This is a genomic window from Streptomyces sp. NBC_00086 (assembly GCF_026343255.1).
Lineage (GTDB): Bacteria > Actinomycetota > Actinomycetes > Streptomycetales > Streptomycetaceae > Streptomyces.
In genome coordinates, this window is the sequence record NZ_JAPELZ010000001.1 from 7,760,569 (window position 1) to 7,784,674 (window position 24,106).

The 24,106-nt window shown below is 71.7% G+C and carries 28 protein-coding genes and 1 pseudogene; 19 read left to right on the forward strand and 10 right to left on the reverse strand.

Annotated features, from left to right (window positions below; all coding sequences use genetic code 11):
• The first annotated feature begins 123 nt into the window (after positions 1–123).
• From OG276_RS35105 to OG276_RS35120, 4 genes are all read left to right on the forward strand, one after another.
• Positions 124–498 carry an ATP-binding protein gene (locus tag OG276_RS35105; protein WP_266911719.1) on the forward strand — a complete coding sequence of 125 codons (375 nt, stop codon included), beginning with the start codon at positions 124–126 and terminating at the stop codon, positions 496–498.
• 164 nt (positions 499–662) lie between these two features.
• A complete protein-coding gene (locus tag OG276_RS35110; protein ID WP_266911721.1) occupies positions 663–1,472 on the forward strand; it encodes an alpha/beta fold hydrolase in 810 nt (269 codons plus the stop codon).
• Complete coding sequence (locus tag OG276_RS35115; RefSeq protein ID WP_266913380.1) at positions 1,472–2,737, forward strand: PP2C family protein-serine/threonine phosphatase; 1,266 nt, start codon at positions 1,472–1,474, stop codon at positions 2,735–2,737. Before OG276_RS35110 ends, OG276_RS35115 begins: the two co-directional genes overlap by 1 nt.
• Complete coding sequence (locus OG276_RS35120; RefSeq protein WP_266911723.1) at positions 2,734–3,093, forward strand: STAS domain-containing protein; 360 nt, start codon at positions 2,734–2,736, stop codon at positions 3,091–3,093. Before OG276_RS35115 ends, OG276_RS35120 begins: the two co-directional genes overlap by 4 nt.
• A gap of 34 nt (positions 3,094–3,127) precedes the next feature.
• Here OG276_RS35120 and OG276_RS35125 read toward each other — a convergent pair whose 3' ends face one another.
• Positions 3,128–4,249: a glutamate--cysteine ligase gene (locus OG276_RS35125; protein WP_266911725.1), complete on the reverse strand. Its 1,122-nt coding sequence runs from the start codon at positions 4,247–4,249 to the stop codon at positions 3,128–3,130.
• Positions 4,250–4,436: 187 nt separating this feature from the next.
• On the opposite strand from OG276_RS35125, the gene OG276_RS35130 reads away from it, so the two are divergent.
• Together OG276_RS35130 and OG276_RS35135 are read left to right on the forward strand one after the other, a co-directional pair.
• Entirely contained in the window at positions 4,437–5,759 is a 1,323-nt protein-coding gene (locus tag OG276_RS35130; protein ID WP_266911727.1) for an MFS transporter, read from the forward strand.
• A gap of 35 nt (positions 5,760–5,794) precedes the next feature.
• Positions 5,795–7,012 (forward strand): anhydro-N-acetylmuramic acid kinase, encoded by a 1,218-nt coding sequence (locus OG276_RS35135; RefSeq protein ID WP_266913382.1) that lies wholly within the window; start codon positions 5,795–5,797, stop codon positions 7,010–7,012.
• Between the two features lie 45 nt (positions 7,013–7,057).
• Here the strand turns inward: OG276_RS35135 and OG276_RS35140 are convergent, their stop codons facing one another.
• Positions 7,058–7,945, reverse strand: coding sequence for a SigB/SigF/SigG family RNA polymerase sigma factor (locus OG276_RS35140; protein WP_266911729.1), 888 nt, complete (start codon positions 7,943–7,945; stop codon positions 7,058–7,060).
• A 460-nt stretch (positions 7,946–8,405) separates the two neighbouring features.
• Positions 8,406–8,888, reverse strand: coding sequence for a flavin reductase family protein (locus OG276_RS35145; protein ID WP_266913384.1), 483 nt, complete (start codon positions 8,886–8,888; stop codon positions 8,406–8,408).
• 165 nt (positions 8,889–9,053) lie between these two features.
• On the opposite strand from OG276_RS35145, the gene OG276_RS35150 reads away from it, so the two are divergent.
• The 6 genes and pseudogenes from OG276_RS35150 to OG276_RS35175 form a co-directional block, all read left to right on the forward strand.
• A complete protein-coding gene (locus tag OG276_RS35150; RefSeq protein WP_204357835.1) occupies positions 9,054–9,209 on the forward strand; it encodes a DUF6131 family protein in 156 nt (51 codons plus the stop codon).
• A gap of 6 nt (positions 9,210–9,215) precedes the next feature.
• On the forward strand, positions 9,216–10,283 hold the full coding sequence (locus OG276_RS35155) for an acyl-CoA desaturase (RefSeq protein WP_266911732.1): 1,068 nt from the start codon (positions 9,216–9,218) through the stop codon (positions 10,281–10,283).
• Positions 10,284–10,287: 4 nt separating this feature from the next.
• Positions 10,288–11,664 carry a mycothione reductase gene (locus OG276_RS35160; protein ID WP_266911734.1) on the forward strand — a complete coding sequence of 459 codons (1,377 nt, stop codon included), beginning with the start codon at positions 10,288–10,290 and terminating at the stop codon, positions 11,662–11,664.
• Between the two features lie 152 nt (positions 11,665–11,816).
• The gene (locus tag OG276_RS35165) at positions 11,817–11,978 is read left to right on the forward strand and encodes a hydrophobic protein (protein WP_266911736.1); all 162 of its coding nucleotides are present in this window, start codon (positions 11,817–11,819) and stop codon (positions 11,976–11,978) included.
• Between the two features lie 92 nt (positions 11,979–12,070).
• Positions 12,071–12,439 (forward strand): PRC-barrel domain containing protein, encoded by a 369-nt coding sequence (locus OG276_RS35170; protein ID WP_266911738.1) that lies wholly within the window; start codon positions 12,071–12,073, stop codon positions 12,437–12,439.
• Positions 12,440–12,590: 151 nt separating this feature from the next.
• Positions 12,591–12,830: pseudogene (locus OG276_RS35175) on the forward strand (DUF6296 family protein); the annotation flags it as partial.
• Positions 12,831–12,896: 66 nt separating this feature from the next.
• Here the strand turns inward: OG276_RS35175 and OG276_RS35180 are convergent.
• Positions 12,897–13,679, reverse strand: a complete 783-nt coding sequence (locus OG276_RS35180; RefSeq protein ID WP_266911742.1) for a YhjD/YihY/BrkB family envelope integrity protein — start codon at positions 13,677–13,679, stop codon at positions 12,897–12,899.
• Between the two features lie 474 nt (positions 13,680–14,153).
• On the opposite strand from OG276_RS35180, the gene OG276_RS35185 reads away from it, so the two are divergent.
• Positions 14,154–14,456, forward strand: a complete 303-nt coding sequence (locus OG276_RS35185) for a hypothetical protein (protein ID WP_266911744.1) — start codon at positions 14,154–14,156, stop codon at positions 14,454–14,456.
• Here the strand turns inward: OG276_RS35185 and OG276_RS35190 are convergent.
• Positions 14,413–14,919 (reverse strand): MarR family winged helix-turn-helix transcriptional regulator, encoded by a 507-nt coding sequence (locus OG276_RS35190; RefSeq protein ID WP_266911746.1) that lies wholly within the window; start codon positions 14,917–14,919, stop codon positions 14,413–14,415. The two genes, OG276_RS35185 and OG276_RS35190, sit on opposite strands and share 44 nt — an antisense overlap.
• A gap of 99 nt (positions 14,920–15,018) precedes the next feature.
• On the opposite strand from OG276_RS35190, the gene OG276_RS35195 reads away from it, so the two are divergent.
• Positions 15,019–16,515 carry an MFS transporter gene (locus OG276_RS35195; protein ID WP_266911748.1) on the forward strand — a complete coding sequence of 499 codons (1,497 nt, stop codon included), beginning with the start codon at positions 15,019–15,021 and terminating at the stop codon, positions 16,513–16,515.
• Between the two features lie 176 nt (positions 16,516–16,691).
• On the opposite strand, the gene rpsR is transcribed toward OG276_RS35195, so the two are convergent.
• Genes rpsR through rpmG form a run of 4 tightly spaced genes read right to left on the reverse strand, consistent with a single transcriptional unit; the run spans position 16,692 to position 18,575 of the window.
• Positions 16,692–16,931, reverse strand: a complete 240-nt coding sequence (rpsR, locus tag OG276_RS35200; RefSeq protein ID WP_266911750.1) for a 30S ribosomal protein S18 — start codon at positions 16,929–16,931, stop codon at positions 16,692–16,694.
• Between the two features lie 49 nt (positions 16,932–16,980).
• The gene (locus tag OG276_RS35205; RefSeq protein ID WP_266911752.1) at positions 16,981–18,123 is read right to left on the reverse strand and encodes a GTP-binding protein; all 1,143 of its coding nucleotides are present in this window, start codon (positions 18,121–18,123) and stop codon (positions 16,981–16,983) included.
• Positions 18,120–18,368 (reverse strand): type B 50S ribosomal protein L31, encoded by a 249-nt coding sequence (locus OG276_RS35210; protein WP_266911754.1) that lies wholly within the window; start codon positions 18,366–18,368, stop codon positions 18,120–18,122. The genes OG276_RS35205 and OG276_RS35210 overlap by 4 nt, the downstream gene beginning before the upstream one ends.
• 42 nt (positions 18,369–18,410) lie before the next feature.
• Positions 18,411–18,575 (reverse strand): 50S ribosomal protein L33, encoded by a 165-nt coding sequence (gene rpmG / locus OG276_RS35215; RefSeq protein ID WP_266911756.1) that lies wholly within the window; start codon positions 18,573–18,575, stop codon positions 18,411–18,413.
• Between the two features lie 69 nt (positions 18,576–18,644).
• Between rpmG and rpmB the strand changes: the two genes are divergently transcribed.
• The 5 genes from rpmB (at position 18,645) to OG276_RS35245 (ending at position 23,323) form a co-directional block, all read left to right on the forward strand.
• Positions 18,645–18,881, forward strand: coding sequence for a 50S ribosomal protein L28 (rpmB, locus tag OG276_RS35220; protein WP_266911758.1), 237 nt, complete (start codon positions 18,645–18,647; stop codon positions 18,879–18,881).
• Positions 18,881–19,186, forward strand: coding sequence for a 30S ribosomal protein S14 (gene rpsN, locus OG276_RS35225; protein ID WP_266911760.1), 306 nt, complete (start codon positions 18,881–18,883; stop codon positions 19,184–19,186). The genes rpmB and rpsN overlap by 1 nt, the downstream gene beginning before the upstream one ends.
• 407 nt (positions 19,187–19,593) lie before the next feature.
• Positions 19,594–21,960 (forward strand): pectinesterase family protein, encoded by a 2,367-nt coding sequence (locus OG276_RS40895; protein WP_323182394.1) that lies wholly within the window; start codon positions 19,594–19,596, stop codon positions 21,958–21,960.
• 125 nt (positions 21,961–22,085) lie between these two features.
• The gene (locus OG276_RS35240) at positions 22,086–22,613 is read left to right on the forward strand and encodes a SigE family RNA polymerase sigma factor (protein ID WP_266911762.1); all 528 of its coding nucleotides are present in this window, start codon (positions 22,086–22,088) and stop codon (positions 22,611–22,613) included.
• Positions 22,610–23,323 (forward strand): hypothetical protein, encoded by a 714-nt coding sequence (locus tag OG276_RS35245; RefSeq protein ID WP_266911764.1) that lies wholly within the window; start codon positions 22,610–22,612, stop codon positions 23,321–23,323. Before OG276_RS35240 ends, OG276_RS35245 begins: the two co-directional genes overlap by 4 nt.
• Before the next feature lie 86 nt (positions 23,324–23,409).
• Here the strand turns inward: OG276_RS35245 and OG276_RS35250 are convergent, their stop codons facing one another.
• On the reverse strand, positions 23,410–23,961 hold the full coding sequence (locus OG276_RS35250; protein WP_266911766.1) for a YceI family protein: 552 nt from the start codon (positions 23,959–23,961) through the stop codon (positions 23,410–23,412).
• Between the last annotated feature and the right edge of the window lie 145 nt (positions 23,962–24,106).

The window sequence follows — 24,106 nt, forward strand, 5'->3', positions numbered from 1 at the left end:
CACCCGGCAGGCCCACAGGACGCACCCGGTCCGGTCTCCTTGGCGCTGCCCGCAGAGTATGTGGGCCCTGAACGGGATTGGTGGCGGAGAAGAGGGCAGACGCCAGGTGTGAAAGGAGGGGCGATGTCAGGTACAGCGCGTCGGAGGGCCGGTCTGAGATGTGAAGAGGCCCGGCTGATCGCCCGCGACGTCCTGTCGGCCGACGGCTTGGGGGAGTGCCTGGTGGACGACGTGCTGCTGGTGGTTTCCGAGCTGGTGTCCAACGCGGTCCGTCACGCCGGCGGGGTGACCGATTTCCACGTCCGGCGTCTCCAGGACTGCGTGGCGGTCGACGTGTCGGACGCGTCGACCCTGTGCCCCCGCGTGCCGGACAAGCCGGTCGGGATGCCGGGAGGATTCGGCTGGCTGCTGGTCAACCGGATCGCCGACCGTACGGAGACCCTCTGCGGCTTCGGCGGCAAGACGATCACGGCGTTCATCCCGCTGACCGCCGCGTGAAGAAGCGCGCGTTCTGCCGTCCTGCCCGGTTCGACGGTCCCGGCTGCACGGTTCGCGTGAGCTTCCCGTGAGGTTCGACTGGGCTCCGCGTGAGCTTCGAGTGGGCTCCGCGTGAGCGATGTCGTCACGCGGACCACCGGGCGCGGTCTGGGAGGATGCGCCCCATGGATGTAAGGAGCAGGAATCACGTGACGGTGACCGGGCGGGCCGGTGGACCGGTGGTGGTGCTCGCGCACGGGTTCGGGTGCGATCAGAACTTGTGGCGTCTCGTGGTGCCGGCCCTGGAGAAGGACTTCACCGTGGTCCTCTTCGACCACGTGGGTTCGGGCAGGTCGGACCTGTCGGCGTGGAGCCGGGAGCGCTATTCGACGCTGGACGGCTACGCCGAGGACGTACGGGAGCTGTGCCGGGAGCTCGCCCTCGGGCCGGTGACGTTCGTCGGGCATTCGGTGAGCGCGATGATGGGTGTGCTCGCCGCGGCGCGGGAGCCGGAGGCGTTCGCCGGTCTGGTCCTGCTCGCTCCCTCACTGTGCTTCATCGACGATCCGGCCGCCGGCTACCGGGGCGGGTTCAGCGCCGAGGACATCGAGGAGCTGCTGGAGTCGCTGGACGCGAACTATCTGGGCTGGTCGGGGGCCATGGCGCCGGTGATCATGGGTAACCCGGAGCGTCCGGAGCTGGGTGAAGAGCTGACCAACAGCTTCTGCCGCACCGATCCGGAGATCGCGCGGGTCTTCGCCCGGGTGACGTTCCTGTCCGACAACCGCGAGGACCTCGCGAAGGTGACGGTTCCCACTCTGGTCGCGGAGTGCTCCAGTGACGCGATCGCTCCGCCCGGAGTGGGCGCCTTCGTGCAGTCGCGGATTCCCGGCAGCCGGCTGGTCACCCTGAGCGCGACCGGCCACTGCCCCCAGCTCTCCGCCCCCGAAGAGACCGCCGCGGCGATCGGCGCGTTCGCCGGAGCGGCCCGATGATGTGCAAGACCGACGACGCGGAAGAGGAAAGCCCCACAGGAGAACGCGGACCGGCGGACGAACAGGCGCGGTTCTCCGCCCTGCTGGAGGACAGCGCCGAGGATCTGTACGAGCACGCGCCGTGCGGATACCTGTCCACGCTGATGGACGGCCGGATCGCGAAGGTGAACGCCACCCTGCTCAACTGGCTCGGCTACGGACGCGGCGACCTGGTGGGCCGCAAGCACTTCTCCGACCTGCTGACCGTCGGCGGCCGGATCTACCACGAGACCCACTTCGCCCCGCTGCTGCGGATGCAGGGCGAGGTCAACGGCATCGCCCTGGAACTGAAGGCCGCCGACGGCTCCCGTCTGCCCGCCCTGATCACCTCGACGGTGAAATCGGGCGACGACGGGCAGCCGCTGCTGATCCGCACCACCGTCTTCGACGCCCGCGACCGCCGGGCCTACGAAGCGGAGCTGCTGCGCGCCCGCAAGGAAGCCGACCTGGAGCGCGATCGCCTGAAACGGCTGAACGCCACGCTGCAGAAGACGCTGCTGCCGCCGACGCTGGGACGCGTACCGGGCCTGGACGTGGCCGCGCACTACCACGTCGCCTCCGCCGACGAGGTCGGCGGCGACTTCTACGACCTCTTCCCCCTGGCCGCCGGCGCCTGGGGGTTGTTCCTGGGCGACGTGTGCGGCAAGGGCGCAGCCGCCGCGGCCGTCACCTCCCTGGCCCGCTACACGCTGCGCGCCGCAGCCGTGTACGACCCCGACCCGGTCGCCGTCCTCGGCAACCTCAACACGGTCCTGAACCACGAGTACAACGGCACCGATCCGCGCTTCTGCACGGTCGTGTTCGGCCTGCTCACCCCCGACAGAGACCGGGGCGGCTTCCGCATCACCCTGGCGAGCGGCGGACATCCACCCGCCCTCTTGATGCGTGAGGACGGAACCGCCGACTACCTGCCCACCCCCGGCGGGCAGCTCATCGGCGTCCTCCCCGACGCCCACATCGCCGCCACCACCGTGCACCTCGCCTCCGGCGACACCCTGCTCCTGCACACCGACGGCCTCACCGAAGCCCACACGGCCGGAGGCGGCGGCGACCGCTACGGCGACGACGCCCTCCTCGGCTTCGGCCGCGCCCTGGCCCCCACCACCGCGACAGACGTCATCGACGCGGTCCGGTCCCTGCTCGACACCCTGGGCACCGGCGTGGACGACGACGTCGCCGTCCTGGCCATCCACGTGCCCCGACCCACCAGTGAAGAGCAGCCGTGACCCAGCCCTTGACACTCCGCACCCGCACCAGCACCGCCGGAACGGTCGTCGAGCTGGCCGGGGACCTCGATTACCACACCGCACCCGAGGTCCGCGCCGCCCTGCCGGCACTCGAGCTGCGCCCGGGCCAGCAGCTCACCCTCGACCTCGGCGCCGTCACGTTCTGCGACTCCAGCGGCATCACCGCGCTCATCGCCGCCCGCAACCACGCCCTGGCGGCCGACGCGACCATCGCGCTGGCCGCGGTCCCCGAACGCGTCAGCCGGATCTTCCGCATGATCGGCCTGGAGCAGGTCTTCGCCACCCACCCCACCGCCGAGGCCGCCGAAGCCGCCTGGCGGCCCACCACGAGCTGACCTCCCCGGAGCGGCATCCGGTCGCCCGCCCCGCTCAGGCGCGGACTCCGGCGGTGATCTCCGCGCAGCGGGTGGCCACGGCGCCGAGCGCACCCTCCGTACGCAGCAGCCCGCGCTGGACGCGCGCCCCGTTGCCGTGCTCCAGGAGACGGGCGATGCCCTCCCGGACGCGTTCGTCGTCGCCGTGGTCGGCCAGGGCTTCGCGTACGTGGGCGTGGAGCGCCCCGACGGCCACGGCGGGCGACGTCTCGCGCATCGTGCGGGGGTCGATGAGCGGGCCGTCCAGCCCGGAGCGGCCGGCGCGCCAGGCTGCCAGCCGCAGCAGGCCCGTACCGATCCTGGCCGGCGGCTGTCCGTCCCGCCAGGCGCGCGCGGCGGTCTCGACCAGTCCGCGTACCAGGGCCGCCAGGAGGACCGGAGTCGACGCCTCCAGGCAGACGTCCGCGACCCTGACCTCCACCGTCGGGTAGGCGGCGGACAGCCGGGCGTCGAAGTACATCATCCCCTCGTCGCGCAGCACGCCGGTGCCGAGCATGGCGTGCACCTGTTCGTGATAGCGGTCGGCGGACCCGAAGAGGTCCGTGGGCCCGGCCGACGGCAGCCGGTTCCAGACCCGGCTGCGGTAGCTGGCGTACCCGCTGTCCTCGCCCTGCCAGAACGGAGAGTTCGCGCTCATCGCGGTGAGTACGGGCAGCCAGGGGCGGATCCGGTCCAGGACGGCGACGCCCTCCTCGTCCGACTCGACCGACACGTGGACGTGGCAGCCGCAGGTCAGCTGCTCCTGCGCGGTCAGACCGAACTGCTCGCCGACCCACTCGTACCGCTTGCCCGTGCTCAACGAGGGCCGGACCGGCAGCGGCGAGGTGCCGAGGGCCGCGACCAGCGCCCCTGCGGACGCGGCGTGCCGGGCGGCTTCCCCGCGCCAGCGGGTGATCTCCTTCTGGAGCTCGCCCATCTCGGTCACCGGCTTGGTGGCGAACTCCAGCTGTTCCTCCTGCAGCTCCTTCTCAAAGGCGTGCCCCTGCGGTTCGTCGCCCCCCGCAGGCCGTACGACGGACCGGTCCGCAGCCGCGAGCACGGCCCCCGAGAGGGCCCGCGGCTCACCGGTGCGGGCGTCCACCAGCAACAGCTCTTCTTCCACGCCTACGCTTCGCATGCCGCCGCCCGCCGATCCGCTGTTCACACCGATCCGTGGCTCACATCGATCCACTGCTCACATCGCCCCGCACCTGCCCCGCCCCACCCCGACCATGCGGGCACTGATCAGGGCGGTCTGCCTGCGCGTTCGCGGCAGATGGCTGACGGAACTTGTGGAGCGGCCACACGCTCAGCAGGCTTGCCCCATGCTCTCACCCGCCCCCGGACCGGTCCGCTCCCCTGTGGGAGCGGACCGGCGGGCCCGTTCCCGCCGGGCGCTGCTCGGCGGCTGCGTCGGCAACTTCATCGAGTGGTACGAGTTCGGCGTCTACGGCTACCTCGCCACCGTCATCGCGGCGCACTTCTTCACTCCCGAGGGCGGCAGCGCGGTGGAGGGGCTCGTCAAGACGTACGCCTCCTTCGCCCTCGCGTTCTTCTTCCGGCCCGTCGGGGCTGCGGTGTTCGGGCGGCTCGGTGACCGGATCGGCCGTCGGCCGACGCTCGTCCTGGTCATCTGCCTGATGACCGGCGCCACGACGCTCATCGGCGCGCTCCCGACGTACGCGACCATCGGCGCGGCCGCGCCGTGGCTGCTGACGCTGCTGCGGATCGTGCAAGGGCTTTCGGCGGGAGGGGAGTTCGGCGGAGCGGTCTCGGTGATGACGGAGAGCGTGCCGCCGGGCCGCCGGGGGCGGTACGGGGCGTGGCAGTCGTTCACGGTCGCGCTCGGCCTGCTCGCGGGCGCTGCTACGACGGCGCTCCTGGCGACGGTACTGACCCCCTCGGAGCTGAACGCCTGGGGCTGGCGGGTGCCCTTCCTGCTGACGCTGCCGCTCGGGCTCGCCGCACTGTGGCTGCGCGTGCGCCTGGACGAGACGCCCGCCTTCGTCGCGGCCGTCACCCCGGCGGGCGGACCCCCACGGCGACCGCCCGCCGGGGAGACGGTCAAGGCCGTCGCGCTGGGCGCCGGGCGGGTCATGGGCTGGTCGGCGGCCGGGTACACCTTCCTGGTGGTCCTGCCCTCCTACCTCCAGAACACCCTGAACGCGACCTTCCAGCAGGCCCTCGTGGCGACCGTGCTGGCGAACCTGGGGTTCGCGGCGACCATCCTGCCCGCCGGCGCGCTCAGCGACCGGCTCGGGCGGCGGACGGTGATGCTGGCCGGAGCCCTGCTGGTGGCCGTGCTCGCACTGCCGCTGCTGAACCTGGTCCAGGACCCGGGCGCACCGGTGTACGCGAAGGGGGCCGCGCTCTTCGCCGCGGGCGCCGCCGTCGGGCTGATGGCCGGACCAGGCCCCGCGATGCTGTCCGAGATGTTCCCGACCACGGTGCGCTACACCGGGCTGGGGCTCGCGTACGCGCTGTCCAACGCCGTGTTCTCGGGATGTGCGGGGCTGATCATCACCAGGGCCGTCGCGTGGACCGGGGACGCCGACATCCCCGCGTACTACGCCGCGACCGCCTGCGCGGTCAGCGTCGCCGCGCTGCTGACCCTGCGCGGCGACGACCACGAGCGGGCGCTGCGGTGAGCGGCCCGCCGGCGGGCGTCCGCAGGGCGGGCGACCTGCGCGTGGTGGGGCTGATGTCGGGCACCTCGTACGACGCCATCGACGCGGCCGCCGCGGACCTCGCCCTGGACGGGGACACGCTGGTGCTCACGCCGCTCGGCATGATCAGTACCGCGTACGAGAACGGTCTGCGGGCGGAGCTGGCCGGGGCGCTGCCACCCGCCGCGACGGACTTCGCCACGGTGTGCAGGCTCGACACGCGCATCGGACAGGCCTTCGCCGCGGCGGCCGTACGGGCCGACCTCGAACTGTGCGGCGGCCGGAGCGATCTGACGGCCTCCCACGGGCAGACCGTGTACCACTGGACCGGGTCCGGCCGCGTGTACGGCACGCTCCAGATCGGCGAGCCGGCCTGGATCGCCGAGGCCACGGGCCGGCCGGTCGTCTCGGGTTTCCGTACGCGGGACGTGGCCGCCGGGGGACAGGGTGCGCCGCTGGTGAGCGTCTTCGACGTCATGTGGCTGCGCGGGCGGCCGGGCGTCCCCGTGGCGCTCAACCTGGGCGGCATCGCCAACGTGACGGTGGTCGCGGACGGGGCGGGCGGCGCACCGCTGGCCTTCGACACCGGACCCGCCAACGCGCTGATCGACGCGGCGGTACGGGAGCTCGCAGGGGGTGGCGCCCCGGGCGGGGCGCCGTCCATGGACGTGGACGGCGTGCTCGCCGCCCGCGGCACCGTGCACCCGGGGCTGCTGCGGAAACTGCTGGACGAGCCGTACTACGCCCTGCCCGCACCGAAGACGACCGGCAAGGAACTGTTCCACCTGCCCTATCTGCGCGCGGCCCTGGACACCTGCGGGCCGCTGTCCGCCGAGGACGTCGTCGCCACCCTGACCCGGCTCACGGCACGGACCGTCGCCGACGCCGTCCGGCCCTTCGGGCCGACGGAGGTGATCGCATCGGGCGGCGGCACCCGCAACCCGGTGCTGATGCGGTGGCTGCGGGAGGAACTGGGCGGGGGCGGCGCGGGCGCGGCGCTGCGTACGTCGGACGAGCTGGGGCTGCCGTCCGGCACGAAGGAGGCGTACGCCTTCGCGGTCCTGGGCTGGCTCACCGCGCACGGTCTGCCCGCGACCCTCCCCTCCTGCACCGGCGCCCGGCACCCGAGCGTCCTCGGTTCGCTCACACCCGGCGCGGTGGGCCGGAGCCTGCCCGCGCCGCTGGCGACGGCGCCCGACCGCCTGGTCGTCCGCGCCCCGCGCACGTCCAGGTGAGCAGGGCGCCACTACCGCACGAGCATCGCGCGCGGCGCGGACGGCCTACACGGAGTCGTCAGGGACGCCGTCGTCGGTCAGAAGACCCGTCCTCAGCCGTTCCGTGATCCGGCTCAGCAGCCGGGAGACGTGCATCTGGGAGAGGCCGAGCCGGTCGCCGATCTCGGACTGGGTGAGTTCCTCGCCGAAGCGCAGGGCCAGGATCCGGCGATCGCGGTCGCTGAGGGTCGTCAGCAGGGGCTTGAGGGTTTCCAGGCATTCGATGCGGTCGTACGCGGCTTCCTCGACGCCGAGCGAAGACGTCAGCGGCGACGCGTCGGAGTCCTCGCCGAGCGGTGCGTCGAGGGACCCGGCGGTGTAGCCGTTGCTCGCCTGGAGGCCCTCGGCCAGCTCGCTGTCGGTGATCCCGAGGCGGTGTGCCAGCTCGTGTTCGGACGGCCGGCGGCCCAGCCCCTGTTCGAGGGCGTCGTAGGTCCTGGCGATGTCGAGCCGGAGTTCCTGCAGACGCCTGGGGACCTTCACCGACCAGCTGGTGTCACGGAAGAACCGCTTGATCTCACCGGTGATGGTGGGGATCGCGAACGTGGCGAACTCGGTCCCGCGCTCCACGTCGAACCGGTTGATGGCCTTGATCAGGCCGATCGTGCCGACCTGGATGATGTCCTCCAGCGGTTCCCTGCGCGCGCGGTAGCGGCGGGCCGCGTACTTCACCAGGCTGAGGTTCAGCTCGACGAGGGTGTTGCGCACGTACGAGAACTCGGCAGTGCCCTCCTCCAGGGTGCCAAGACGCCGGAAGAGCGAGGTGGACAGGGTCCGGGCGTCCGTCGTGCTCACGCCGACCAGGTTCTCGGGGAGGTTCTCGGGGAGGCCGAGGAGGTCCGGGAGGAGCCCGGTATGGAGGGGGTCCGCCGTGTCGCGGGTGGTGGGTGACATGTGAAACCTCTGACGGATGGGGCTGAAGCCGGCAGGCGCAGCGGGGACCGTCGTCGTCTTCCCGATGGCTATATACCCCCTCACGGGGAGGGCTGACCCTTTCCCCGCGCAGGGATCCCGTAGGGGGTCTCGGCACGCCGTCCCCCGACAGCCACGGGGCCGGGCCGCGGCCGCCCGGGGCTCCGCCGCGACGGCCGTCGGCAGGCCCGTGCACGGTGCCGAAGATCCTCGTGTGTTCCTCCGAAGATCGGCAGGCCCTGGGTAGGCCTCCGCTGTCCGGGCAGTCGCCAGTCGTTCCGTCCACCGACGCGATCCGCCCAGCGGGGATCACCGCGTCCGATCCCCGGAGGTGCCCGATGCCCGACACGGTCCTGACCAGCGCAGACGCCCGGGCGCGGCTGATCGCCTTGCCCGGTGTGCACCGACCGCAGTCCGATACGAGGCTGCCGGCCGCCGGCCATCAAGCAGGGTGCCCCGGTGAGATGTCGGCGATATCGCTGAACCGGAGCAGGGGCGGCTCGTCGCGCCGCCCGGGCGGGCTCTGCTCCACCGGGTCGAGCAGGAAGCCGACGTGGTCCCCGTCGCCCTCCACGTGCCCTCGTACCCGGCCGACGAACCAGGCGAGGCAGTCCGCGAGGACCGGTGCGGACCCTTCTCCGGGCCGCCAGTCCACCCGCTCGAACTTGTCCACGTCGTCGCCGGTCCGCCCGCCGAACCAGTCCGCCGTGGGCCTCTGCTCGCGGCGCAGCACGTGGACCGCCACGTGCGAGGCGCGGCGTGCGACGCGGTACGTCCGGTTGGACGTGGAGATCCACACCATGAAACGGGGCGGGTCGATCGAGCACTGCGAGGCGAATCCCACCAGGCACCCGGCCCGTTCTCCGTCGGCCGCCGCCGTCACGACGTACATCGCGTAATCGAGGACGTCGGTGAAGCCGTCCATTCCGGGTCCGGTCACGGAAAGCTCCTTGGATGAGCGGCGGAATTTCCTCCGCAGAAGTTCGGGGCCGATCGACAGCTAAGGACGGATTTCCCGGGTAGACGCGATCCAAAGCGCCACGGCGGATCAACCGTTCCGTCGAATTCCCCACATGAGAACGAGGCCACCATGATTTTCGCCGGACTCATCCTCCTGCTCATCGGATTCCTGACCGGAATCTCCATCCTGTGGACCATCGGGATCATTCTGCTCGTGGTGGGCGCGGTGCTGTGGATTCTGGGCTCGGTCGGTCACGCGGTCGGCGGACGTCGCCACTACTGGTAACCGGCCATGAACTCTTTGGAGAAGGTGCGACCCCCGCCCGCAGGGGCGGAAACGGGGAGCGACTTCGCCCGGCTGTCCAGGAAGATCCAGGCGGCCGGCCTGATGGGCCGGCGCCCGGGCTACTACGCACTGCGCATCACCGTCGTGACGACCCTCTACGCCCTCGGTTGCACGGCCTTCGTGCTGATCGGGGACAGCTGGTGGAACCTGATCACCGCCGGATTCCTGGCCTTCGTCTTCGGCCAGGTGGCTCTGCTGGCGCACGACGTCGCGCACCGGCAGGTCTTCCGCCTGCGCAGGTCCAGCGAGGTGTCCGGGCGGCTCGCCGGGAACCTCGGCATCGGGATGGGATACGGCTGGTGGCAGGACAAGCACAGCCGGCACCACGCCAACCCCAACCACGAGGACCTCGACCCCGATCTCGATCCGGACATCCTGGTCTGGACACAGGACCAGGCCCGGGCCTCCAAGGGGCTACCCCGGCTCCTGGGACGCTCCCAGGCGTTCCTGTTCTTCCCCCTGCTCACGCTGGAGGGCTTCAACCTGCACGTGTCCGGGATCCGGTCCCTGGCCGACGGCGCCCTGAAGGACCGGGCGTGGGAGGGCACCCTCCTCTTCACGCACCTCGCGGTCTATCTCGGCGCGCTGTTCCTGGTGCTGCCGCCCGGCAAGGCGATCGCGTTCCTGGTGGTCCACCAGTGCCTCTTCGGCATCTACCTCGGATCCATCTTCGCCCCGAACCACAAGGGCATGCCGACCCTGCGGGGCGCGGACCGGCCGGACTTCCTGCGCCGCCAGGTGCTGACCTCCCGCGACGTGCGGGGCGGCCGGTTCACCGACATCGTGCTCGGCGGCCTGAACTACCAGATCGAGCACCACCTCTTCCCGAGCATGCCCAGCCCGCACCTGCGCCGGGCCCAGGTCATCGTCCGCGGCCACTGCCAGGAGCTCGGAGTGAGCTACCTGGAGACCAGCCTGATCAACTCCTACCGGCAGACCCTCGCCAGCCTCCACCACGCCGGCGCCCCGCTCCGTCAGCCCCGCGTGCGGCAGGTCCGCACCACCGAGACGTGACCCGATGCGGCACCACGATCTCGTCGTCATCGGTGCGGGATCCGGCAACGCCGTCATCGACGATTCCTTCGCCGGTCTCGACGTGGCGATCGTCGAGGAGAAGTGGTTCGGCGGAACCTGCCTGAACGCGGGCTGCATCCCGAGCAAGATGTTCGCCTACGCCGCCCACGTGGCCCGGACCGTAGGCGAAGCCGGTACGTACGACGTCGGCGCGGAGCTGCTCGGCGTGCGCTGGCGGGCTCTGCGCGACCGGGTGTTCGGGCGCCTGGACGCCGACCGCGAGGAGGGCCGCCGGGGGCGCCGGGAGTCGGACTCCGTCACCGTGTACGAGGGAAGGGCGCGCTTCACCGGCCCGCGCGAACTGCGGATCGACCTCGCGGACCTCGGCGGCGGCTTCGTCGACATCAGCGCACGGCAGCTCGTCATCGCCGCCGGCGGCCGCCCACTGGTGCCTCCGCCCGTCCTCGACTCCGGGCTGCCGTACGAGACGTCCGACACCGTCATGCGGATCGACGCGCCGCCCCGCCGCCTGGCCGTCCTCGGCGGTGGCTACATCGCGGCCGAGCTCGCGGAGGTGTTCGCGGCGGCCGGCAGCTCCGTGGTCATCGTGGAGAAGGAGGACCGGCTGCTCGGCCCCCAGGACGAGACGGTCGCCGAACGGTTCACCGAACTGGCCCGTTCCCGCTACGACCTCAGACTGGGCCGGGAAGTGACCGCGGTGGGCGGCCGCCCGGGCGCCCTACGGCTGACCTTGGACGATGCCTCCACGGTCGAGGCGGACACGCTGCTGGTCGCCGCGGGCCGCGTGCCCAACAGCGACCGGCTGAACCTCGACGCCGCGGGCGTCGCCACCCACGGCGACGGCCGCATCGTCGTCGATGCGCACCAACGCACCACCGCGCAAGGGGTCTTCGCGCTCGGTGACATCTGCACACCGGTGCCGCTCAAGCACGTGGCGAACCGCGAGGCGCAGGTCGTCGCCCACAACCTCCGCCACCCCGACGACCTGATCGCCGCCGACCACGACCTGGTGCCCGCGGCCGTCTTCACCAGCCCCCAGATCGCCTCCATCGGCGCCACCGGCCAGGACTGCCGCGACCGGGGCCTCAACCCGCTGGTGGGGGAGGCCCGGTACGCGGACATCGCCTACGGCTGGGCGATGGAGGACACCACCGGCTTCTGCAAGGTGCTCGCCGAACGCGGCACCGGCCGCCTGCTCGGCGCCCACCTCATGGGCCCGCAGGCCGCCACCCTCATCCAGCCCCTCGTCCTGGCGATGACCCTGGGAATCGACGCGCGCACCCTGGCCGGTTCCCCGTACTGGATCCACCCGGCGCTCACCGAGCTCGTGGAGAAGGCCCTCCTCGACCTCGGCCTGTGAACGCCGGACGGGCGCGAGGGTTCCGCTGCGCGGAGGGGAACGGGCCGGGGGTGAAATCCTGCGCGCCTGTGGTACCGGTGACGACGCATTCACGAATTCGCCTGTGTGAGCGGGCGGGAGCGGGGCAGACGGCCTTTCGGAGGTCGATAATCATGGTTCCCCTTCTTCTCGTTCTGCTTCTGATCCTGGTTCTCGTCGGTGCGGGTTTCGCACTGAAGATCCTGTGGTGGGTGGCCATAGCCGTACTGGTGTTGTGGCTGCTCGGTTTCGTCGCCCGACCCAAGGGCGGCAGCGGTCGCTGGTACCGCTGGTAGCGGGCCGGAGAGTTCCCCCGCAGTACGTACGGAGAAAGGACGGCGGCAGGGAATCGCCTGCCCGCCTCCCCTACCGGAGGAGTTGTTTTCGCGTGACTGAACATGTGTGGAGTTACAAGTCGACCGCCGGTCACCTGGCCGGTGTCGATCTGACCGGCTACAAGGTCGAGGCGACCGACGGCGGCATCGGCAAGGTCGACAAGCACTCCGACGAGGTCGGTGACGCCTATCTGGTCGTGGACACCGGCGTGTGGATCTTCGGGAAGGAGGTCCTGCTGCCGGCGAGCACCGTCGTGAGCATCGTCCCGGAGGAGCGGAAGGTCTTGGTCGACCGGACGATGGGCCAGATCAAGAACGCGCCCGAGTTCCACCGGGACAAGCACCTCACCAACCCCGGGTACCGCGAGGAACTGCGGACCTACTACGCCACCAGCAGCCCCTTCGGCATCCCGCCGGCCTGATCGGATCAAAGGCAGTGGGCCCGGACTCCCAGAGTCCGGGCCCACTGCCATGAGCCCACGATCGGCGCCATCGGTCCGGCAGGGGGAGGATGAAACGGAAGGACTCATTGCGACTGCCCCGCGCCGGTACCGGCGCAGAGGGGAGAGGGTGATGGGACGGACGGATCTGGTGCGAGCGTACGAGTTGGTGTTCCCCGGCGTGACCGAGGGCGGCCAGGACGTCGTGCGGGTGACCGTCACGGACCGGACGGGGCCGGGAGGCCACCCGGTCTACGAGGACGCCACGGGCATCATCCAGGCGGAGATCAGCAACCGGTCGGAAGTGCGCGTGCTGGCCACCGGGGCCGGTCAGGAACCGGCTCACGGGGTCACGGCCCGGCCCTTGTCCGGGTGATCCGTCACCTGGCCGGCGCCCGTATCCCGCCGGTGAAGGACCCCGGCCGGCCCGCCTCCCGCCTCACTGCCCGGGTGCCACCGGAGGCGCCCGGCGCTGCAGCTCGTCGTGGAGGAACCGGCCTACGAGCGCGCCCCCGAAGACGACCACGCCGACGCCGACGAGCCAGGTCTGGATGACGAGGACGGTTCCGAAGGGGCCGTAGGTGACGGCGCTGGAGGCGATCAGCGGTGAGAAGACGAGCCGGGAGAAGACCCGCAGGCCGAGCAGCCCGAACATGGTGGCCACGGCCCCGGGGAGCAGGGCGGTCCACGGGACCCGGCCGCCGAGCAGCAGGTGCTGGGACCACCAGAAGAAGAGGGTTCCGATCGCGGCCGTGACGAAGCCGCGGGCCGGGGAGTCGCGCCACGGCGGGGCGATCGCCGAGAGGAAGAGTGCCCCCACCAGCACGCTCAGCCACAGCACGTGACGCCAGCGGGCCCACCAGCGGGACGGGGGCAGGTCCCAGACCCGTTCGTAGCCGCTCTGCAGCATCGTGCCGAAGGACAGGCCGAACACGGCGAGCAGCGCGAGGCCGAAGGCCGTCGTGGTCCGCCACGCCTGGCCGGGCAGGGCGAAGAGCCGCTCGATCTCGGCCCTGGCGGCCGGAGAGACGCCGAGACCGTCTCCCAGCCACTGCGCGAACCCCTGCCCGCTGCGGGTGTCCGCCGCGGACACGACGATGAGCAGGGGCACCAGGGTCAGGAACCCGAGCGCCGCGAAGCCGAGGGAGCGTTGCCACAGGTCCACGTCCCGGACGTGCACCCAGCGGCGTCCGGCCCGCGCGCGCCGGGCCGCGCTGCGCATCCGTCCCAGGGGCGACAGCCGACGGGTCCTGCCGGACCCGGTCATCTCACCGGCGCGCGCCCGGGCGTCGTCGGCGGCTGCGGTGACCGGGACGGGCGGGCCGGGGATGGGGCGATGGGCATGGGCATGGCCGCTCCAGGTGTTGCTTTCACGGTAGAACCCTCCCGACCGGGAATCCACCGCAGCACGTCGTCCACGTGTCCGGGCGAGGCCGGCGGGGCTCCGGCCTGCGTCTCATACTTCCTCGGCGATCCATTGCGCGAGGGGCAGCAGGATCCGAGTATGGGCCGATCCCCACCGCACAGCCTGTCCCCGGTGTGGATGGGCACCAGCGGGTCTGGCTCCCCGGCAGGACCGGTGGTGACGTGGGTTCGGCCGACATGGCACCACCCCACCCATCGAGGAGCACGCCTTGAGCGCCACCACCCGGGAACACGACCTCTGCAGGGGCACTCCCTGAACGCCTCGCCGCAGGTGCTGGACGCCCTTGCCCGGGCCCTGCGGCTGGAAGAGACCGAGCGCCTGCACCTGCACAACCCGGCCCGGACGGCCCAGGGCCCCGGTCGGCGCCGACGGCCCGCCCCGAAGCGGGTGACGCGGGCCACCGGGCAGCTGCTGGAGGCACTGGCTCACGTTCCGGCGATCGTGACCGGCCGCCGCGGTGACGTCCTCGTGGTCGCCACCACGGAGGCCGGCTCACCCGCGCGGACGGCGCTGGCCCTCCTCGCCCACGTCACGCCGGAGGATGAGCCGGCGGCGCCGCGTCCTGCTCGCTGAGGTGGGTGTCCATGGCGGAGTTCAGGTCGGCCATGAACGAGTCGAACTGCTCCAGGAGCTGCGGCGGGTAGTGCGACATCGTGGTGTCCAGGCGGTGGGCGAGCGGGCCGAAGAACTCGTCCGCCCGTTCCTGGATGTGCGTGCCACTGCGCAGGGTGATGACGCGCCGGTCGGAGTGTTCGCGGACGCGGGTGATGTGCCCCGCTGCTTCGAGACGGTTCAGGAGCGCGGTGGTGGCCCCCGTGGACAGGGGGATGCGTTCGCTCAGCCGCGCCGGCGACAGGGGAGTGCCGCGCTCTTCCGCGGCGGCGATCTCCAGTACGGCGGTCGCGTCGGTCGAGTGCAGGCCCAGCCAGGCGGCGAAGCGCCGACTGAGTTCGGCGTAGTGGCGGCCGTGAATCCTCAGCGATTCCATCAGCCGCTCGTGCTGCGCCGCGACGTCGTCGCGCTGCGCTTCCTCCATGGAGGCCCTCCGCCCTTCTCTCCTGCCGCGTGCTCCGCCTCGGCGGTCTGCTTTTGACAACCTACCGTCACCACTTTACCTTCACGGTGGAACTATTCCATGATGGAGGTATCTGGCGTGCATGATCCGTCCCCCACCCCCGACGAGACCACCGAGCCCTACCGATGGCGGTGGCTGATCCTGGTGGTGATGCTCGTCGCGGAGATCATGGATCTCCTGGACGCCTCGATCGTCAACGTCGCCGGTCCCGACCTGGAGAGGTCCCTCGGGGCCGGCTCCGTCGGCCTGCAGTGGGTGATCGGCGGCTACGCGCTCACCCTGGGCGCCGGACTCGTGCTGGGCGGCCGGCTCGGCGACCGCTACGGGCGGCGCCGCATGTTCCTGCTCGGCCTGGCCGCCTTCACCGCCACCTCACTGCTGTGCGCGCTGGCGCCGAACATCGGGTCGCTGATCGCCTTCCGGCTGCTGCAGGGCGCCGCCGGGGCGATGCTCCTGCCCCAGGGGCTCGGCCTGCTGCGGGAGAACTTCTCGGGTCGCGAGCTCACGAAGGTCTTCGGGATCTTCGGGCCCGTCCTGGGGCTCGGAGGCATCATCGGCCCGGTCCTCGGCGGCTTCCTCATCGAGGGCGACTTCTTCGGCCTCGGCTGGCGGTCGGTGTTCCTGATCAACCTGCCCATCGGCATCGCGGCCCTGATCGTCGCCGCGAAGTGCGTGCCGAAGAAGGCCGGTGACCGGACGGTGAGCATCGACATGGTTGGTGCGGCGCTGATCGTCATGGCCTGCACCTTCCTCGTCCTGCCGCTGAACCAGGGGCAGGAGGACGGCTGGCCGTTGTGGACCTGGCTGTCCATGGCCGCCTCGGCCATCGCGTTCGCCCTCTTCGCGCTGCAGCAGCGCCGTACGGCCGCGGCGGGCCGCGAGCCGCTGGTCACCCCCGGCCTGCTGCGCAAGCCCGCCTTCAGCGTCGGGCTCGGCGCCATCGCCCTGTTCTTCGCCGGGCTCGTCGGCACGCAGCTCGTGCTGACCCTCTACCTGCAGATCGGCCGGCAGTTCACCGCCGGCGACGCGGGGCTCGGCAACCTGCCGCTCGCGGTGGGCACGGCCATCGGCGGTGCGGTCAGCGGCGCCGTCCTCGCCGACAGGATCGGCCGCAAGGTCCTCCAGATCGGCCCGCTCGTCCAGCTCGCCGGCGCGGCCCTGCTCTGGTTCGAACTCGACGGCCTGAGCGCCGCCTCGTTCTCGATCTGGGACATCGCCCCGGGCGTGGCCGTCTCGGGCATCGGCGCGGGCATGGTCATCGCCGCCCTGTTCAGTTTCATCCTGGCCGCCGTGGACGACGACGAGATCGGCTCCGCCTCCGGAGTCCTGTCCGCGGTCCAGTCCATCGGGGGCTCCCTCGGTGTCGCCGTGTTCGGCTCCGTGTTCTTCGACCGGGCCAAGGCCGGCGAGTTCACCGGCGGCTTCCACTACGCCCTGGTCGTCCAGGCGTGCCTGCTGGTCGCGTTCCTCGCCATCACCTTCCTGCTGCCCCGGCAAGGACGCCCCGAGGGCGAGCACCACGGCGTCGCCACCGACACCCCGCAGGTCGCCGTGTGAGCCACCGACCGGAAGCTGCCGCCACCTTGACGGCAGCTTCCGCGCGGAACGCGGTGCCGATGAAGACGAGTTCGCCTCGGTCGTACGCGTGCGTGGCCGCTCAGCCCTCGGGGCGGAGCAGGGTCGCTCAGACCGATGCGTGCGCGCGGTCGCCGCCGCGCAGTGCGTGCGAGGCCCTACCGGCTGCTGCCGTACGGGAGCAGGGCCATCTCGCGGGCGTTCTTGATCGCGGCGGCGAGCCGTCGCTGCTGCTGCGCCGTGACCCGGGTGACGCGACGGCTGCGGATCTTGCCGCGGTCGGAGACGAACTTCCGCAGCAGGTCGGTGTCCTTGTAGTCGATGTACGTGATCTTTGCCGCGTCCAGGGGGTTGGGGCGGGACTTCAGCGGCTTGTGCGGGGCTTGGCGGCGGGCCATGAGGGCTCCTTGAGCGGTGTGTGCGGTCGAGGTGCTGGTCGGTGGGGCGTCAGGAGACGGGGTCGAGGAGCGAGTCGAAGGCGGCCGGCAGTCTCCGCCACTCCTCGCGCCCCGAGGCGTACTCGGCGTCCGTGAGCAGGCAGGACTCCAGGAGCCGCTCCAGCCCGTCGCGGTCGAGGCCGGGCGAGGTGAAGACGAGGTGCTGGCAGCAGTCGCCGTGCTCCGGATGCCAGTCGAGCGAGGCGGCCGCCCTGCGCATCGGCGGCACCAACTCCCAGGCGGCGTCCGGGAGGGAGGCCAGCCAGGGCCCGGCGTTCTCCACGCACAGCGCGCCGCCCGCGGCGTCCCAGGCCAGCAAGGTGTCGGGCCGGTCGGCGAGCCAGAACCGGCCGCGGCTGCGGGCAGCGGCGCAGCAGAGGTCCTCCAGGGCTTCGTAGAGCCGCTCGGGATGGAAGGGGCGCCTGCGGTGCCAGACGAGGGTGGTGACTCCCGCCTCCTCCGCCTCCTGCGGCAGCAAGGCGCAGGCCGGGTGCTGGGCGGCGGCTGCCGTCTCCACGTCGAAGCCGGCGAAGGCGACCTTGGCCAGTTCCCCGGATCCGGCGGACACCCGGCGGGCGGTCGGATGGAGTTGGGCCAAGAGGGCAAGGTCCTCCTCGTCGGCGTCCTTGCCGTCCACGAGGGCCAGTACGGGGGCGTACTCCAGCTGCCGGGCCCAGGTGTCCCCGACCGTGCGCCGGTCCGAGGCGGCCGCCGCGAGGCCCACATCCGCCAGATCGTCGCCGTTGACGAGATACGGCAGGACGAGCGCGGGGTCCACCGCGGTGATCACGCCGGTGAGATCGAGGTCGTCGCCGCCGTGCCCGGCGACGACCTCGGCCATCGCCTTGGGCTCGACGGAGTCCCACAGCTCGACGACGGCCAGGCGCGTCATTCCGCTGCCGGCCAGCCGTTCGAGCTCGGGGACCAGGTCCTCGCGGAGCGCGCAGCAGGCGCAGTCGTTGAAGAGCGGCGCCTCACCTCGTGACAGTTCGCCCGAGGCGTCGCGCACGATCCGCAGCACGGTGCCGGTGGGCGCCGTGGCCAGGTCGTGGTGGAGCGCGACACTGCCGGGCACGGACCGGAGCAGCCGGTCCACGACCTCCTTGCGGGCGTCGGAGTGCAGCCCGCCGATGATGACGACGGGCAGTCTCACTTGCCGCCCCCGTAGCGGCGCTCGAAGCGCTCGACGCGGCCGGCGGTGTCCAGGACGCGGGCGGTGCCGGTGTAGAAGGGGTGGCTCCGCGAGGAGATCTCCACGTCGATGACGGGGTAGGTCTTGCCGTCCTCCCACTCCACCGTCTTGTCGCTGGTGGCGGTCGAGCGGGTGAGGAAGGCGAAGTCGGCGGCCTTGTCGCGGAAGACGACGGGTCCGTAGGCGGGGTGGATTCCAGGCTTCATGGCGTGTCTTTCAGGCAGGGGTCGGGGGAGCGGGGACGGGGTTCAGCGCTCTTCGCGGAAGTCGACGTGCCGGCGGACCACCGGGTCGAACTTGCGCAGCACCATCCGGTCGGGATCGTTCCGCCGGTTCTTGCGGGTGACGTAGGTGTAGCCGGTGCCCGCGGTGGAGCGGAGCTTGACGATCGGGCGTACTTCGGTGCGTGCCATGGGGCTACTATACGGGAATGGAAATCATTTCCAATAACGATCCCCGTTCAGAGACAGGCAGGTAACCCCTTGTCCGCCCACTGCCAGCTGACCGGCGCCCAGCCGGGCTTCGGCAACGCCATCTCCCACTCGCACCGGCGCACTTCCCGCCGCTTCGACCCCAACATCCAGAGCAAGCGGTACTGGCTTCCCGGCGAGGGGCGCCATGTCCGCCTCAAGCTGAGCGCCAGGGCGATCAAGACCATCGACGCGATCGGTGTCGAGGCCGCGGTGGCACGCATCCGCGCCCGTGGGGTGAAGGTCTGATGGCGAAGCAGAGCAAGATCGCGCAGAACGAGAAGCGCAAGGCCGTCGTCGAGCGCTACGCCACCCGGCGGGCGGAGCTGAAGGAGATCATCCGGAGGCCGTCCTCGACGGATGCCGAACGGGGAGCGGCCGTGGCCGAGCTGCGCAAGCAGCCGCGCGACGCGAGCGCGACCAGGGTGCGCAACCGGGACGGTGTCGACGGGCGGCCCCGCGGACACCTGCGGAAGTTCGGACTGTCCCGCGTGCGGATGCGTGAACAGGCGCACGCCGGTTTCCTGCCCGGAGTCACGAAGTCGTCCTGGTAGAGCGTGCGCGGCCGACGGAAGCGAACGGGCCCACATCTCGGGTGGGATGTGGGCCCGCGACGAGACCGGCGGACGAGTGGGGTGAGTACGCCGAGGCGACCTTCTCACCGTGCAGGTAGGAGTGCGGTTCGGGGGCCGCGGTCGGACAACTGGCCCTGGGGAGATCGAGGTCGTCCGCTGCGGCACGCGCGGCATCGAGGGCTTTGCCGCCGCCCGCGCCGACGATGAGGGCGAACTCGGCGCGGCTGCTTCCGCCACCGAAGCGGTGGACGACGTACTCGATTCCGGCAGCCCGGAACGTCTCCCGCCAGGTTGGGCGGACCTTTCGGCGGGGTGCACGGCAACCTTTCGGGCTCCGGCGGCAACTGAGGGGTGAACAGTGCATCTCGTCCCAAGGAGCCACCCCCATGTCCGCTTCCCCCCACCGCCGCGCCACAGGGCGCCGAAGGCTCGTCCTGGCCGGCGCGGCCACCCTGGTCGCCGCCGGTCTCGGCGCCGTACCGCTCGTCGTGAAGGCCGATGCCGTGGCACCCGCCGACCTCGCCCACGGCGTCCTGCCCGCCCGGGACGGCTGGGCCGCGAGCGGCTCGGGCACCACCGGCGGCCGGGACGCGGCCGCGGCGCGCGTCTTCACCGTCTCCACCCGCGCCGAGCTGGCGAAGGCCCTGGCCGCGACCCCGGCCGACGCCCCCAGGATCGTCCGCGTGAAGGGCCTGATCGACGCGAACACCGACGACAACGGGAAGCGCCAGAACTGCGCCGACTACGCCGCGGGCACCGGCTACTCGCTCGACTCTTACCTCAAGGCGTACGATCCCGCGGTCTGGGGCCGTACCAAACTGCCGTCCGGCGCCCAGGAGAACGCCCGCAGGGCGGCCCAGGCCAAGCAGGCCGCCCGCATGGTGTTCACGGTGCCGGCGCGGACCACCGTCATCGGAGTGCCCGGCACCGGAGCGGGGATCACCGGCGGCAGCCTGGTGGTGAAGAACGCCGACAACGTGATCATCCGCAACCTCGCGCTCACCGACGTCCGGGACTGCTTCCCGCAGTGGGATCCGACCGACGGCTCCACCGGCAACTGGAACTCCGCCTACGACGCCGTCAGCCTGCGAGGCGCCACCCACGTCTGGGTGGACCACAACAGCTTCTCCGACCTCCCGCACCCGGACTCCGCCGACCCGGTCCGCTTCGGCCGCCACTACCAGGTCCACGACGGCGCCCTCGACATCACCAACGCCTCCGACCTGGTCACCGTCGGATACAACAGGTTCGCGCACCACGACAAGACGATGCTGATCGGCAGCAGCGACCAGGACACCAAACTGCGGGTGACGCTCCACCACAACGTCTTCCAGGGCGTGGTCCAGCGCGCCCCGCTCGCCCGGGTGGGCCGGATCCACCTGTACGACAACTACTACGACACCACGGCGTCCGAGGGTTACGCCCACAGCTACAGCGTCAACTCCCGTGCAGGCGCCCAGGTCATAGCGCAGAACAACCACTGGAAGCTCTCCTCCGACCGGAAGACCTCCCAGCTGTTCAGCGGCGACGGCACCGGAGCGATCGCGGGCAGCGGCAACCTCGTCGGTGGCGCCCCCGCGGACCTGGTCGCCGCCTACAACGCCGCCCACCCCGGGAAGAAGATCAAGACCACCGTCGGCTGGAAGCCCACCCTCACCGCCGGACTGGAGCCCGCCGCCGGACTGCCGAAGAAGCTCGCGGCGACGGCGGGCGCCGGCGTCCTCACCGAGACCGGAGGCCAGGGGCCCACCCCGTCCGCTTCCGCCCCGTCGGCTCCGGCGCCGTCCCGTCCCACCGGCGGCCGTACGCTGACGGTCGCCGCCGACGGATCCGCCGCCCACCGTTCCGTACAGTCCGCCGTCGACGCCGCCGCGGCGGGCGACACCGTCCTCGTGGCGCGCGGCACCTACCGGGAGACGGTGAACGTCCCCGCCTCCAAGCGCGGGCTGACGCTCAAGGGCGCCACCGGCAACGCCGAGGACGTCGTCATCACCTACGACAACGCCTCCGGCACACCGAAGCCCGGAGGCGGTACGTACGGAACCGCGGGCAGTGCCACCGCGACCTTCTCGGCGAACGACATCACCGTCACCGGTGTCACGGTGGAGAACACCTGGCAGAGGTCGGCGCACCCGGGCGTCAAGGACACCCAGGCGGTGGCGCTCAACGCGTCCGGCGACCGCCAGCAGTACCTCAACTCGCGTTTCATCGGGCACCAGGACACCGTCCTGAACTGGGCACCCTCGGCCACGGGCCAGTACCGCCAGTACTTCCGCCACTGCTTCGTCGCGGGCGACGTCGACTTCGTCTTCGGCAACGCCACCGCCGTCTACGACCACGTCAACATCACCTTGCGCGACCGGGGCGCCGCGGCCGGCGGCCACAACGGCTACCTCGCCGCACCGAACACCGACTCGGCCAAGCCGTACGGGATCCTCATCACCGACAGCACGATCAGCAGCCCCGCCCAGCCCCGGACCTACTACCTCGGCCGCCCCTGGCACCCCGGTGCGAGCGCGGTCGGCCAGCTGGTCGTCCGCAACACGAGCCTGCCCGCGGCCGTGAAGACGGAGGGGCCGTGGACCGACATGGGGGGCTTCTCCTGGAAGTCGGCCCGGTTCGCCGAGTACGCCAACACGGGCCCCGGCGCCGGAACCGGCCCCAACCGGCCCCAGCTCGGCCCGGACCAGGCGGCACGCCACACCGCCCGCGCCTACCTGGCCGGGACCGACGGCTGGAACCCGACCGGCTGACGGGCGCCACCGTGCTGACCGGACCAGGGCGGACGGAGGCGTCCGAACGATCACCCGAACGGACTGCTACTCTCCGGTACCTTCCTGAGATCGCCCCCGCCGCACCGAGAGGCCGTACCGAGGCCATGACCGAAGACGAGGCGGCCGCGGACTTCCACGCGTTCTTCGAACGCCACCACGCCGAACTCTCCCGCCTGGCCCACCTGCTGACCGGTGAGGCGGACGCCGCCGACGACCTCGCCGCGGACGCGATGGTCGCGCTCTGGCACCGTTGGGACAGGGCCCGCCGCGCCGACAGCGCGGCGGCCTACGCCCGCGGGATCGTCGCGAACCTCGCCCGCAGCCGGATCCGGAGCACGGTGCGCGAGCGACGGCGGGTCCTGCTGTTCTGGTCGCACCGGCCGGAGCGCACCGACGGGCCGGACATGGCCGCCGTCATGGACGTACGGGCCGCGCTGGACAGGCTGCCGTTCCGCAAACGCGCCTGCGTGGTGCTGCGGTACGCCTTCGACCTCTCGGAGAAGGACACCGCGGCGGCGCTCGGGATATCAGTGGGTACGGTGAAGAGCCAGACCTCGAAGGGGACGGCGGAACTGCAGCGGCTGCTCGGTGACCGGGCCGCCGACGAGCTGGTGGGAAGGGGAAGCCGGTGACCGACGAGCTGCGCGGACTGCTGCGGGAGAGCGCCGAAGCCCACCAGCCCGACCGGGCCCGCATGCTGGCCCGGGTCGAGCGCGGCACCGCCCCTCTGCCGCGGAACGGAGAGCGTGTCCGCGTCCGCGTCCGGGCCCTGTCCTGGCCGAAGATCGCCCTCGCGACCCTGGCCACCGCCGGAACCCTGACGGTGAGCGCCCTCACGGTGGTCAGCGCCGTGCACGCCCCGGACCCGCCACGGAACCCGACGGCCGCCGCCCCGTCCTCCGCCCCGTCCTCCGCCGACCGCCCGGCGCCGCCGGTGGAGGGCAGCCGGACCGAGGACGGTCCGCTGTGGGCCGACGGCTCGGTCGACCCCCACAGCAACAGCTACTGGGCACAGAGCAACGTCACCCTCAAGACGAGGGAGCCGCTCACCTCGCTCGTGGTCGAGCTGCGCATCGCCCTCACCCAGGGGGTGCGGGACACCGGTAGCTGGCGGACCCGGCCCGCCGCGGACTTCGACCTCTCCGCCCGCCGGGAAGGCGGCTTCCTCGTCTACCGGTGGACCCTGAAGCCCGGCAGGACGGTCCCGTCCGGCGAGCACGTCTTCGCCGGCCAGTACGACCACGCTCCCGGCGGCCGCGACGCGAAGGACGACACGTACCGGATCGATGCCGCCACCGGCGTCGCGGCAGGCGGAGCAGCCGTGTGGGGTGGGTTCGCGTAGGACCTACCGCGGGGACGGCGCACGCGCGCCGTCCCCGCAGCGTTCCCGGCGCCCTGGTCCTTCAGGCCGCTGACCGGCGCGGGTCGTCACGCTTGCTTGATCGCGGACAGCTCGAACTCCAGGATCACCTTGTCGCCCACCAGGACGCCGCCGCCCTCCAGGGCCGCGTTCCAGGTGACGCCGTAGTCCTTGCGGCTGATCGGCACCGAGCCCTCGAAGCCCACCCGAAGATTGCCGTAGGGGTCCGTGGCGCTGCCCTGGAACTCGAAGTCGACGCTGAGGGGACGGGTGACATCCTTGATCGTCAAGTCCCCGCTGACCTGGAAACGCGTGTCGTCGAGCTGCCGTACGCCGGTGGACGCGAAGGTGATGTCGGGGAAGTTCTGCGCGTCCAGGAAGTCATTGGTACGCAGATGGCCGTCGCGCTGCTCGTTGTGGGTGTCGATGCTCGCGGCCTTGATGCGCAGCGACGCCGACGACTTGGAGGGGTCATCGCCGTCCAGGTGGGCGGTGCCCTCGAACTCCGTGAAGACACCCCGCACCTTGGTCACCATCGCGTGCCGGGCCACGAAGCCGATCTGGGTGTGGGCAGGGTCGAGCACGTAGGTGCCGGTCAGCGAGGGGAGGTTCTCGTTCATGAAGCCTGCTCCACTGGTGCGGGGGATGGAAGGGACGCACCGGCGGCGCGGCACGTCACGTTAAACGCCTCCATGGCCCCGGGGCTTTGCGCCGCGCCACACCTCACCCGATCGGCCCGGCCCCTGCGCGACCGGGGCGGCCGGT